Source organism: Alteromonas sp. MTD1, assembly GCF_042848195.1.
Taxonomy (GTDB): Bacteria; Pseudomonadota; Gammaproteobacteria; order Enterobacterales; family Alteromonadaceae; genus Alteromonas.
The window spans coordinates 389,574-401,869 of record NZ_BTGG01000002.1; the positions used below are offsets into that span (position 1 = coordinate 389,574).

Here is a 12,296-nt window from a genome sequence, read left to right on the forward strand (position 1 = left end):
GTTATTACTTTGCCTTGCTAACTGTATGTGATGACAATTATGCAACCTATACTGCGTTAAAATAAGTAAGGGTTATTGGCTCGACTTTACCAGCCTCGCATAATAGAAACCATCCATTTGTTGTTCACCGGGAAGAATTTGTCTACCAGGCCTTTCACTCGTTTCTATTTTTGTCACGGGCGATAACTGAGCGTCAGGTGTCTGCGCCAAAAACTGCTGAATTTGTTGCGTGTTCTCTTGTGGAAGAATAGAGCAGGTGGCGTAGAGCATTGTGCCGCCGGGCTTTAACAATGCCCAAAGCGTATCTAAAATTTGGCGCTGCAACACGGCAAGGTTGTCTATGTCGCTTGATTTACGAAGCCAGCGTATATCGGGGTGCCTTCTAATAACACCTGTTGCAGAGCAGGGGGCATCTAGCAATATACGGTCAAACAATTCACCGTCCCACCATGTATTCGGTGCTGTTGCATCACCTTGCTTAATGTCTACTGTATGCTGCAGGCGAGTCATGTTTTCTTCCACTCGCTTTAGACGTGTAGCATCTGCATCAAGGGCAAGTAAATAGCTAACGTCAGGCGTATTTTCAGCAATATGACCAGTTTTACCACCTGGTGCGGAACAGCAATCTAAAATGCGCTCTCCCGCTTTTGCTTGTAAATAATGTGCAGCAAGTTGGGCTGCACCATCTTGAACAGCAAAGTGGCCATCGTCAAAGCCAGGAAGCGCCGTAATGTCTTCTCGCTTTTGCAAAATAACGGCGTCGCCGTGTTCTTCACTTGTTGTGTATGCAACATTTATATTATCAAGCGCAGCAGTGAACGCGGTTAACGATGTTTTTTGTTTGTTTATGCGAAGCCAAATAGGTGCCATTGCATTCGTTGCTTCACGCACGCGGCTGGCGTCTTCACCATAGGCATTTTCAATGGCTTTAAATAACCACTTAGGTAGCCCGCTTTCAATTATGGGGTTCGCGATAGGTTTATCGCCAAGGCTTTCGCGCTGAAAATTACGTAGAACTGCGTTTACCAAACCTTTAAGACTCGTTGCGCCTAAATACGACGCAGCGGCAACCGTCTCACCTACAGCAGCATGGCTGCTAACACGTGAATAGTGAAGTTGATAAAGTCCCAGAAGAATAAGGTGCTCTACCACTTTCTTGTTGCCTTTCAGCGGTCTATCAAGCAGACCTCGAAGCCAATGTTGTAGTATGGGCAGACGACGCATAACACCAAGCGACATCTCCTGAAGCCATGCGTTGTCGCGTACATTGTGTCGACGCTGAACACGCTCTAAGCATTCTCTTGAAGACTTACCATGCTCTAAAATTTGATAGATAACCCATGCACAGTCGGCGCGCAGGTTCTTTTGTTTTGGAAGTGGAATGGGCTTCACAGAGACTCTTCTTGAGATAAATTGCGACCAATTTCAAACCATGCCTGACGCGCATTAATTACATCTGCGGCTGGTAACGCTTTTTTACCAGGTATTTGCAAAGACGTAATACACAAGGCTTCGTTGCCTGTTGCTATTGTAATGCCTTCTTTGTTGGCACTCAGAACCGTACCTGGCGCAGCCGCTTTTTCCGGTTTGACAACATGGGCAGACCATACTTTTACGTTCTGATCTTCCACCTTCATCCATGCTACAGGCCAAGGATTAAAAGCACGTATATTACGCTCAATTTGGGCAGCATCGTGGTGCCAGTTAATTAACGCTTCTTCTTTTGACAACTTCTTAGCATAAGTCGCTTGAGTATCATCTTGTTTTACTGGCGTGTAGCTTTCGAAGCTATCAACAACCTCTACCAAAGCTTTTGGCCCCAGCGCTGCGAGTTTATCGTACATAGTAGCACTGGTGTCTGAAGGCTCTACGGGCAGTTTTGCAATATGTAGCATATCGCCGGTATCTAACCCTTCGTCCATTTGCATAATGGTAACGCCTGTTTCTGCATCACCAGCCCAAATAGCGCGCTGTATAGGCGCAGCACCACGCCATTTAGGCAGTATGGAGCCATGCACATTAATACAACCTAGCTTAGGTGCATCAAGTATCACTTTTGGCAACAATAAGCCGTAAGCCACTACTACCATGAGGTCGGCGTTCAATGAAGAAAGCACTTTCTGAGCGTCTTCGCTTTTAAGTGACGGCGGTTGAAATACGTCTATAGCATGCTCTTCTGCTAATACTTTTACCGGGCTTGCTGTGAGTTTCTTACCACGTCCGGCAGGGCGGTCTGGTTGCGTGTAAACCGCAACAACGTCATGCTGACTGTCGATAAGTGCAGATAGGTGTTTAGCAGCGAAATCCGGAGTACCGGCAAAAATTATTTTTAATGGTGATGTCACAAATTGTCCTATGCTTTCGCTGCTAGTCGCGCTTCTTTTTCAAGCTTCTTGCGAATTCGCTGACGCTTCAGAGGTGATAGATAATCGATGAAAAGCTTACCTTTTAAGTGGTCAAGCTCGTGCTGGATACAAATAGCCAGTAGACCGTCTGCTTCCAGCTCGAATGTTTCACCGCTTTGATCAAGTGCTTTTACTGTAATAGATTCAGCCCGCTCTACTTTTGCATAATTGCCAGGTACAGATAGACAGCCTTCCTCGCTAATGGTCATGCCATCTTTACCAGTAATTTCAGGGTTTATAAACACACGAGGTTCGTTTTGGTCTTCTGATACGTCCATAACAACGACTTGTACGTGGCGATTTACCTGTGTAGCGGCAAGGCCAATACCATTTTCATCCTTCATGGTTTCGAACATATCCGATACCAATTGTTTGATTTCGTCGTTAACTTCTTCGACCGGTTTAGCTACCGTGCGAAGTCGTTCATCAGGAAAACTTAATACGTCTAATATTGCCATGTCTCGCTTACTTCACCTATTGCTGTATAAATTCATATACGATCTAATTGCCAGCACACTTTACAGTGCTTATTAAGTTACTATTCTAACGTATAACACGGCTTTCGTGCAGTTTTTTGCCAAAGCCCTATTAGTATAGTGATTTAGGTCGATATAGTGTTATTGTCTGAAAAAGCAACAATAAGCGACAGTGAATAATTTGCGGGTGATTAATTTGAAAAAGCGATTAAGTAAAATAGTTCAAGCAGTAGCGTTAACCTTTTGTACGCTAGTTACTTTACCCGCACTCGCCTTGCAACTTAAAGAAGGTGCACCCAAAACATACACGGTGAAACGTGGCGATACCTTATGGGGCATTGCCAACGTGTTTCTAAACGAGCCTTGGCTTTGGCCTGAACTGTGGCGCACCAACACACAAATTAACAACCCTCACCTTATTTACCCGGGTGACATCATTACTGTTGGATACGAGGATGGGCAGCCGGTGTTAATCGTCAAGCGAGAAAAGCTTGCAATGACACTATCACCTGAAACAAATAAACGCATAAAGCCAGCACCCATCGATTTACTTGCTTGGGAGGCAATAGCGCCATTTATAAAGCAGCACACATTCGTTGATGAAGACAGATATAACATGCTGCCCAAAGTGCTCGGTAATCAAGACGGTAACATACGCTTTGCCTCAGACGACTTTGTATTAGGTCAACAGCAATTCAGTGCCAACGATCAGTATCGTGTAGTGCGTAAGCACGCTACCATCGAAAGTCTTCAAGGTGAGACATTAGGTATACAAGTCACGCACGTATCTACCGCATCAGTCATTCCAGAAGGAAATACTGATGACACTATGCTGCTGTTTATCGATGACGCTTACCAAGAGGCTAAGCGCGGCGATAAGCTGTTGGAAGGTGGGTTTGAAAACCCCGATAGCATTGAACTAGTTGCAGCAACCTCGCAGCGTGGTGCAGTAGTAGGCGATTTGCATGACCACGACTTACTGGGTAAATACGACGTGGTTATTCTTGATTTAGGGAATATGGACGTTAAGCCCGGAACGGTAATGGGGTTATATGTTCAAGGCCCTGCAATTGTAGATGACGAAACCCCTCGCTATGTCGATGAACCAGGTGCTAATAGCGGTGGCGAATGGTTTATCGACACGTTAACTCAACCTGCAATGAAAGTAGGTGAAGTTATTGTGTTTAAAACGTTTGATAACGTTAGTTATGGCTTGATTACCCGTGCAAGCAAAAGCATAAAACGCGGCTTTATCGTCGCCAAGCCTTAGCTAACCCCACTAAGCTTTTTTAATCTGCCGCTTAATATTAAGGAGCGGCAGTGTCTCAACATTCTCTTCAAGCACAATTAAAAACACTCTCACGGGCAAAGTCGCAACAAATAAACGCAAAAGCAGCGTCTTCATTAACACAGTTTGAGCTTGCGTATCTTCGAATGGCTTCGGCACAGGGCATTGCTAGCAAACACTGGCTAGAACTACTATTACGTACAACACTTTCCCCGCATGAGCTACTCACAGCTGAAAATGACTTACACGCTGCCGATATTGATAAATTGAAAACGCAAACTTCAGACAAACTTACGTCTTTAGCCATTGCATGGGAAAAGGAATGCACAAATCATCATATTGTTTCGTACGACTCATCAAACTACCCCTGTTCGTTGAAGCAGCTTGATTCGCCGCCGCTAGTGCTGTTTGTAGTGGGAGAGCCACAGTGCTTAGTTAAACCACAAGTGGCTGTTGTAGGCAGCAGACGTGCAAGTGTACAAGGTAAGCAAATAGCCAAAACTCTAGCCAGTGACCTGTCGAACAATGGCATTACGGTAACCAGTGGTTTAGCTATGGGCATAGACAGTGCCGCACATCATGGTGGGTTGGTAAATCCAGGTAAAACAGTTGCGGTAATGGGGACAGGGCCCGACATTGTTTATCCTGCCAAGAACAAGTCATTATTCGACGCTATTGTTAGTGGAAAAGGAGCTTGCATTACTGAATTCTTTCCGGGGCAGGGACCGAAACCTTGGCACTTTCCAAGGCGAAATAGAATTATTGCGGCGTTAACGTTAGGCACTTTGGTTGTAGAAGCGAAAATTAAGAGTGGCACCTTGATTACTGCCAATTTGGCCGCAGATCTAGGGAAAGAAGTGTTTGCAGTGCCAGGAAACATTTATCACGCATACGCACAAGGTTGCCATTGGTTAATCCAACAGGGCGCTAAACTAGTAACCAACGTGAACGACATTATTGATGAAATAGATGTTGAGCCTTTACAGCTAAGCATTCCCGTTGACATTGAAAACGAAAAAAGTGAAGTGAATAGCTTGGCAACTGATAAATTATTAGCTAGTGTGGATTATGACATCACCGCTATTGATGTTATAGCCCAGCGCAATGCCGTTACTGTGTCAGATGTAATGGCGTCATTATTAGAATATGAATTGCGTGGTTTAGTGGCCGCTGTCCCTGGTGGCTACATTAAATTGAGGGGAAAATAAAATGTTCGATATCCTCATGTATCTGTTCGAAAACTTCATCCACAGTGAGACTGAGATCCGCGTAGACCAAGACGAGCTTACAGAAGAGTTGGTTCGCGCAGGCTTTCATCATGATGAAATATACAAAGCCCTCGCATGGTTAGAAAAACTTGCTGCACTGCAAGAAACCGACATTAAGCCGTATTTTTGTAAAGGCATTAGTACTGGTTTAAGTCGTATTTATACGCATGAAGAGCAAATGCGCCTTGATGTAGAATGTCGTGGTTTTTTGATGTTCTTAGAGCAAGTTAATGTGCTTGATGCATCTACCAGAGAGATGGTTATTGACCGCGTAATGGAAATTGATTCCAATGAATTCTGCTTAGAAGATTTGAAGTGGGTAGTATTAATGGTGCTGTTTAACGTACCAGGTAAAGAAAATGCTTACGCTCAAATGGAAGACCTACTGTTCGAAGAGCCAGATGGTGCACTTCATTAATGCGTGTTTTACTCAGCACTAACTGCTTTACACGCACTGCCAAAGTGCAGTGCGTGATCGTATGCCATGTCTAAAATAGACCACTCGTTATTTTCAGCAAACGAGCATGCCTTAGAAGATAACTTTGGCGATTGTCCAGAATGTGGCAATGCCCTTCATATTAAAAACAGTAAATCTGGTCCTTTTCTAGGTTGTACTGGTTATCCAGAATGTAGCTTCAGTAAACCTCTACACGACAAACAAACGACATTACTTAAAACACTTGATGGCGTTTCTTGCCCAGAATGCAGTTCAGAATTAGCAATAAAGAAAGGCCGGTTTGGTATGTTCATCGGTTGTACCAACTTCCCCGATTGCCACTACATTGCGCCTATCAAACAGCAAGAAGAAACCTCCGTTGATTGTCCGAAATGTAAGAAAGGGCAGCTGATTTCGCGCACCAACAAATACGGTAAACAGTTTTTTGCATGTAACCATTATCCGAAGTGTCGTTATGTGCTAAATTTCACCCCAGTCAACGAAGTATGTCCAGCATGCGGGTGGGCAGTGCTTATCGATAAAAAAGGGCAGCTGCAATGCCCACAGCCAGCGTGCGGTTATAAGAAATAAACCTTGTTTTAGAGAATGAAAAATGTCTGATTTTCAAAATGGGGACGTGAATACGTTTAATCCTGTTGAAGCCAACGTTACAGAAAAAGATCCTATTGTTAGTGCATTTGAGGAAGGTAAGTTGTTGGTGTATCCCACCGAAGCGGTAATGGGCATAGGGTGTGATCCAGACAACGAAGCGGCAGTGCATGCCCTATTAGAGGTAAAACAGCGCCCAGTAGAAAAAGGCGTCATTCTTATTGCGGCCAACTACAGTCAACTCTTACCTTATGTTGACGACAATGCCATTCGTCCAGACCGTCGTACTGATATTTTTTCAAGCTGGCCGGGGCCGAATACGTGGCTATTACCAAAATCTTCTTCTGCTCCAAGTTGGATTTCAGGAAAGCACCCGAAAATTGCGGTTCGAGTGACTAACCATCCTGTGGTGGTAGAATTGTGCAACAAGCTTGGTAAGCCGCTTGTGTCAACAAGTGCCAATTTAACAGGCCAACCGCCGGCAATAACCATTGATGAAGCAAAAGCTGTTTTTGCCGATTCAGTTGTATATGTTGATGGTGAAGTAGGCGGAGCAACAAAACCGAGTACCATTCGCGATGGCGACACTGCCGAGGTAATAAGAGCATGATAGGGTCGACGCAACTTGATGGGAAAGATGCAGTAGAAGTTATCGAACAAGTAAAATCGTACCTTCTCAATCTGCAGGATACCATCTGTCAAACGTTGGAGTTAGCCGACGGCAAAGGCCAATTTGTCGAAGACAGTTGGCAACGAGAGGAAGGAGGTGGAGGCCGTTCACGCGTGCTTAAAAATGGCGCTGTTATAGAACAAGGTGGCGTAAACTTTTCACACGTATTTGGCAGTCAAATGCCGGCCTCGGCTACTGCCAATCGGCCTGAATTAGCAGGCAGAAACTTCCAAGCTATGGGCGTGTCGCTGGTTATACATCCGCATAACCCTTACATTCCTACATCACATGCAAATGTTCGCTTTTTCATTGCAGAAAAAGACGGCGAAGCGCCTATTTGGTGGTTCGGTGGTGGCTTCGATTTAACGCCTTTCTATCCGTTTAAAGACGATGTAATGCATTGGCATGAGACAGCGAAAAAGCTGTGTAAGCCTTACGGCGAAAATGTATACCCTAAGTACAAGAAATGGTGCGACGACTATTTTTACCTTAAGCATCGTAACGAGACCCGCGGTGTTGGTGGTCTGTTTTTCGACGATCTAAACGAGTGGGGTTTTGATACATCGTTTGCCTTTATGCAGGCGGTAGGCAATGGTTACATCGATGCCTATGTACCCATTATGGAGCGTCGTAAACAAGTGCCATATGGCGAACGAGAGAGAGATTTTCAGCTTTATCGTCGTGGCCGCTACGTTGAATTTAACTTGGTCTTCGACCGTGGAACCTTATTCGGTCTTCAAACGGGTGGCCGCACTGAATCTATCTTGATGTCTATGCCGCCGCTTGCGAGGTGGGAGTATTGTTATACGCCTGCACCTGGTAGTGCCGAGGCGAAGCTTGTTGACTGGCTTAAGCCCACCGATTGGTAATTAATGCCATAATATAAAGCGCCGCTACATCCATAGCGGCGCGTGATTTTGATCTATATCAATACTCATATCTACCAAGGTTTTCGTTACCTAATAAACTTGCGCTGGATCAACATCTTCTTTTTCTAAATACGTACAGTGGCCTCATTGAAGTAAATCACTTATGAGAGCACATTATGCGTACATCAACTCTTTCAGCAATTTGTCTAGCGCTAGCAGCGCTTTCTCCAGCGGTTCACGCGCATCAACAAGGCGACTGGTTAGTTCGAGGCGGTCTAACAACAGTAGCGCCGGATGAATCTTCATCAAATATTGTTGTTGGTGGCTCGGACTTAGGCGTAGCGCTTACAATCGGTAATGATACTCAGCTAGGAATTAACGTCGCCTATTTCATTACAGACAATATTAATGTAGAGCTTCTAGCTGCCACACCGTTTAAACACGATGTGTCTTTTTCAGTACCAGACCCATTAGGAACCGGCAATCAGTTAGGTGAAGTAACACATTTACCACCAACGCTTACTGCCAACTATTACTTTAATGATGCAAGCTCATCGTTCCAGCCTTACATTGGGGCAGGTATTAATTACACCTTTATTTATGATGAGCAATTTACTGGTGCTAACGAAAGTGCGGGCTTAAGTGATTTGTCGCTAGACAATTCTGTTGGTTTATCTGCTCAAGTAGGAATGGACTATCACATTGATGAAACGTGGCATGTGAATGCGTCGGTACGCTTCATTGATATAGATACAGACGCCACCTTTAAAGTGGGTGAAGCCGACGGCAGTGTGGGCGACATAGAAATAGACCCATGGGTTTATACGTTATCTGTGGGCTATACATTTTAATGCCGCTTATTGTACCGCTATATAGTAGGGCCTCTTTTTTATAGCGATACCTTGTTGTAATTATTGCACTACTTATGCGCCATTAAGAGCGTTTAAAGTAACAGGGGGTTGCGTGCGATTGGCTTTTTGCTGACTCGCACGCTTTTTTATTTTGTGTTTATCATATGTTCGGCAAGTTGATCTAGCGCCGTCAGTAGCTTTTGCGCTAATGCTAAATCGTCTACGGTTTTAAACATTGCTTTTCGCATGCAGTACATCCACTGGTCTTTAAGTTCTGGTGAGACAGTGAATGGCAAGTGGCGCGCACGAAGGCGAGGGTGTCCGAACTGCTGTTGAAAATCATCTGGTCCGCCAAGCCACATCGTCAAATACAAAAAGAAGACATGTCTTATTCTATCTAATGGTTGCGGGTGTATTGCCAGTAGTTCAGCTGCTAACGGATCGGTTTCCATAATATCATAGAACGAATTTGCCAATTCTCGCACTTTCATCTCTCCGCCAATTCGATAGTATGGCGTATTGTGTGAGGCGTTTTCTTCGCTTTTCTTTTTACCTTTAAATAAATCGCGTATACCCATGAAAAAATTCGCTGTATTTGGTAATCCTATTGCCCAGAGTTTATCACCAACTATCCATCAAATGTTTGCTGAACAAGTGGGAGAAAAGATTTCTTATGAAAAGATACTTTCGCCAGTAGACGGTTTTGTAGATGCCGCCAACGCGTTTTTAGCTCAGAAAGGCGCTGTAGGTTGTAACGTCACCATGCCTTTTAAGCTTGATGCATTCAACTTGGCAAAGGTAGATGACCAAGCAGCCAAAGATGCACAAGCTGTTAATACGCTAATGAATGGTGACAGCGGTGAAGTGTGGGGATACAACACTGATGGTGTAGGGCTGGTAAACGATCTGCTTAACAGTGGTGTGGAAATTAAGGGTAAGCGCGTGTTGCTTATTGGTGCCGGCGGCGCAGCCCGTGGCGTAATCTCCCCGTTAATAAAAGCAGGGGCCGCCTCTTTAATCATCACCAATAGAACCAAAGCGAAAGCAGAGGAAGTGGCAAGTGCCGCTTCAAATGCTAAGGTGCAGGTGGTTGCGCTTGAAGATATCGCAGATGTTGGGCCTCATATTATTATTAATTCAACAGCCGCCAGTTTAAGCAATGAATTGCCGTGCCGTTTAAATGATGGTGTTTTACAAAATTGTGAAGTGGTATACGACATGGTTTATAAAAACTCGCCCACGCGCTTTATGAGGGATGCGGCCGAACTTGGCGTTAAAACCCAAATAGATGGATTAGGGATGCTGGTTGAGCAAGCAGCCGAGGCTTTTTATATATGGACTAAAAAGCGCCCCGATACGTCAGATATAGTGAAGCGCGTTAGGGAAATCGTTACACAAAAAGAGAAGCGAAACTAGTTCGCTTCTTCTAGATACTCGTCTTTTAATACAACATAGTTCACGGCCGACTGTTTAAGAAAAGCCAGTTCGCTTTCTTTTAAAGGGCGTTTCTTTTGCATTGGGTTACCGACATATAAGTAGCCACTCTCAAGGCGCTTGTTTGGCGGAACCAATGTACCTGCTCCAATAAACACATCGTCTTCAACAACAACACCATCCATAATGATAGCGCCCATGCCTACCAAAATGCGGTCACCTAATTGGCAGCCGTGAAGCATACATTTATGCCCAACGGTAACGTCTTCGCCGATTATTAGAGGAAAGCCCTCGGGGTTTTGTGACGATTTTCTCGTCACATGTAAAACACTCCCGTCTTGAACGTTAGAGCGAGCACCAATACGAATTTTATTTACGTCGCCGCGAGCTGCTACTAAGGGCCATATACTCGCATCGTCTCCTAAAACCACATCGCCCACAATTCTCGCCGAGCCGTCAACATAGACATTCTTTCCCAACGTAGGAGATATACCTTTAAAACTGTTTATAGTTTGTGCCATAAAACTCTCTTTTAACGAAATTATGCAGGCTATGGTAAGCCCTTTTTCAATAAATGCATAAAACACTGTAACACTTGATGGTTAATCTAGTTATTGATGGCGGACTTCAATCTTTTAAAGTGACAATGCTGATATACTATTGTCAAAAATTAAAAAGCTACTTCTACGGAGAGTCCATGTCAAAGCGCTACGTACTATTTGCAGCACTGCCATATTCCTATTCAATTTTGCGACCTATCCAATCTGAGATCAGAAAGCGTGGAGGGGAAGTAGCGTGGTATCTAGAACCTAGTTGTGAAGATCTACTACTTGAGGACGAAAGAAGATTAGCAACCGTTGAAGAGCTTGTTGAATTCAATCCCGATGCAACATTGACACCCGGTAACTACATCTATCATTTTATTCCCGGTATTAAAGTAGGCGTATTTCACGGTTACTTTATTGGTAAGCGTGGTGAACAGACTTACCAAGAGGATTCACATTTCCGTATTCGCGGGTGGTTTGACTTAATCTGTACGCAAGGGCCAAGTAGTACAGCTCCGTATAAAATATTAGAAGAACAGCATGGTAGCTTTAAGGCTTATGAAACAGGTTGGTGTAAAGTCGACACCTATGTAAAAGGAAAGCGCCCGCCGGCATCGAATCCGCCAACAATACTCTATGGAACCACATTTACTAAAGGGATTAGTTCGGCTGAGCAGGTTTTTTCGACTATCGAGAAATTAGCTAAACAACGAGAATGGAACTGGATCCTTACATTTCACCCTAAATTGCACGGTTCTGACATTGTGGAACGCTATAAACAATTAGCAGCATCCATGGATAACGTTAAATATTTACATACCGTTGATTTAGACAGTGTGAACGAAGCCAGTGTGCTGCTTTGCGACAGCTCATCCATCATCTTAGAATTTATGATGCAAGAAAAGCCCGTGGTGACCTTCCGAAATACAAATCCAGGCCCTCATCTCATCGATGTAATAGAGGCAAATAAAATTGAAGCGGCGATTGATTATGCGCTTACGAAGCCGTCTAAAGTAATTGATGAAATAAATGCATATGTAGATCACCACGAAAAATATCGCGATGGTCATAATAGCGAACGCGTTCTTGATGCTATCGATGACTTTATTCTTAACTATAAAGGAAAGCTAAAGCCGCATAAGCCAGGAATATGGCGCAAATTCCAGATGAGAAAGAAGACGGGATACTGGAAATAGAGCGTTTTTGCTGAATAAACGAGCGTTCAAAACAAATATGACACTTTTTTTAAAATAAGTGTTGACGTGAGCGCTCATTTCCCTAAAATGCGCATCCGCTTCGGGGGGAAAGCAAAACAGCTAACCAAACGAAGTAAGTCTCTACTACCTTTATGGGCCAGTAAAGACGGGAGTTTGAAAGAAGCGCTTTCGAAAATAAATTTTCAAAAAGTGTTGACACTGAAAACTTCCAGCGTATAATGCGCACCT

Annotated in this window: 14 protein-coding genes; 9 read left to right on the forward strand and 5 right to left on the reverse strand. The window is 44.1% G+C overall.

Annotated elements, in window-relative coordinates; translation table 11 throughout:
* Nucleotides 1–72: 72 nt before the first annotated feature.
* Genes rsmB through def form a run of 3 tightly spaced genes read right to left on the reverse strand, consistent with a single transcriptional unit; the run spans nt 73 to nt 2,863 of the window.
* Nucleotides 73–1,392, reverse strand: a complete 1,320-nt coding sequence (rsmB, locus tag ACGHAV_RS04420) for a 16S rRNA (cytosine(967)-C(5))-methyltransferase RsmB (RefSeq protein ID WP_390376940.1) — start codon at nt 1,390–1,392, stop codon at nt 73–75.
* On the reverse strand, nt 1,389–2,345 hold the full coding sequence (gene fmt / locus ACGHAV_RS04425) for a methionyl-tRNA formyltransferase (RefSeq protein ID WP_390376943.1): 957 nt from the start codon (nt 2,343–2,345) through the stop codon (nt 1,389–1,391). Before fmt ends, rsmB begins: the two co-directional genes overlap by 4 nt.
* Nucleotides 2,346–2,353: 8 nt before the next feature.
* Nucleotides 2,354–2,863 (reverse strand): peptide deformylase, encoded by a 510-nt coding sequence (gene def, locus ACGHAV_RS04430; protein ID WP_390376946.1) that lies wholly within the window; start codon nt 2,861–2,863, stop codon nt 2,354–2,356.
* A 205-nt stretch (nt 2,864–3,068) separates the two neighbouring features.
* Between def and ACGHAV_RS04435 the strand changes: the two genes are divergently transcribed.
* The 7 genes from ACGHAV_RS04435 (at nt 3,069) to ACGHAV_RS04465 (ending at nt 8,872) form a co-directional block, all read left to right on the forward strand.
* Nucleotides 3,069–4,151, forward strand: a complete 1,083-nt coding sequence (locus tag ACGHAV_RS04435) for a LysM peptidoglycan-binding domain-containing protein (RefSeq protein WP_390376949.1) — start codon at nt 3,069–3,071, stop codon at nt 4,149–4,151.
* Nucleotides 4,152–4,201: 50 nt separating this feature from the next.
* Nucleotides 4,202–5,377 carry a DNA-processing protein DprA gene (gene dprA / locus ACGHAV_RS04440; RefSeq protein WP_390376952.1) on the forward strand — a complete coding sequence of 392 codons (1,176 nt, stop codon included), beginning with the start codon at nt 4,202–4,204 and terminating at the stop codon, nt 5,375–5,377.
* Between the two features lies 1 nt (nt 5,378).
* The gene (locus ACGHAV_RS04445) at nt 5,379–5,855 is read left to right on the forward strand and encodes a DUF494 family protein (RefSeq protein ID WP_390376955.1); all 477 of its coding nucleotides are present in this window, start codon (nt 5,379–5,381) and stop codon (nt 5,853–5,855) included.
* Between the two features lie 66 nt (nt 5,856–5,921).
* On the forward strand, nt 5,922–6,464 hold the full coding sequence (locus ACGHAV_RS04450) for a topoisomerase DNA-binding C4 zinc finger domain-containing protein (protein ID WP_390376958.1): 543 nt from the start codon (nt 5,922–5,924) through the stop codon (nt 6,462–6,464).
* Between the two features lie 22 nt (nt 6,465–6,486).
* Nucleotides 6,487–7,092, forward strand: a complete 606-nt coding sequence (locus ACGHAV_RS04455; protein ID WP_334014153.1) for a Sua5/YciO/YrdC/YwlC family protein — start codon at nt 6,487–6,489, stop codon at nt 7,090–7,092.
* The gene (gene hemF / locus ACGHAV_RS04460) at nt 7,089–8,021 is read left to right on the forward strand and encodes an oxygen-dependent coproporphyrinogen oxidase (RefSeq protein WP_390376962.1); all 933 of its coding nucleotides are present in this window, start codon (nt 7,089–7,091) and stop codon (nt 8,019–8,021) included. The genes ACGHAV_RS04455 and hemF overlap by 4 nt, the downstream gene beginning before the upstream one ends.
* 176 nt (nt 8,022–8,197) lie before the next feature.
* Complete coding sequence (locus ACGHAV_RS04465) at nt 8,198–8,872, forward strand: OmpW family protein (RefSeq protein WP_390376965.1); 675 nt, start codon at nt 8,198–8,200, stop codon at nt 8,870–8,872.
* A gap of 146 nt (nt 8,873–9,018) precedes the next feature.
* Here the strand turns inward: ACGHAV_RS04465 and ACGHAV_RS04470 are convergent, their stop codons facing one another.
* Nucleotides 9,019–9,450, reverse strand: coding sequence for a group II truncated hemoglobin (locus ACGHAV_RS04470; protein WP_390376968.1), 432 nt, complete (start codon nt 9,448–9,450; stop codon nt 9,019–9,021).
* Between ACGHAV_RS04470 and aroE the strand changes: the two genes are divergently transcribed.
* Nucleotides 9,449–10,288, forward strand: coding sequence for a shikimate dehydrogenase (gene aroE / locus ACGHAV_RS04475; protein WP_390376971.1), 840 nt, complete (start codon nt 9,449–9,451; stop codon nt 10,286–10,288). The two genes, ACGHAV_RS04470 and aroE, sit on opposite strands and share 2 nt — an antisense overlap.
* Here aroE and ACGHAV_RS04480 read toward each other — a convergent pair.
* On the reverse strand, nt 10,285–10,827 hold the full coding sequence (locus ACGHAV_RS04480; protein ID WP_390376973.1) for a gamma carbonic anhydrase family protein: 543 nt from the start codon (nt 10,825–10,827) through the stop codon (nt 10,285–10,287). The two genes, aroE and ACGHAV_RS04480, sit on opposite strands and share 4 nt — an antisense overlap.
* Before the next feature lie 176 nt (nt 10,828–11,003).
* On the opposite strand from ACGHAV_RS04480, the gene ACGHAV_RS04485 reads away from it, so the two are divergent.
* Nucleotides 11,004–12,047, forward strand: a complete 1,044-nt coding sequence (locus tag ACGHAV_RS04485) for a UDP-N-acetylglucosamine 2-epimerase (protein WP_390376976.1) — start codon at nt 11,004–11,006, stop codon at nt 12,045–12,047.
* Nucleotides 12,048–12,296: the final 249 nt, after the last annotated feature.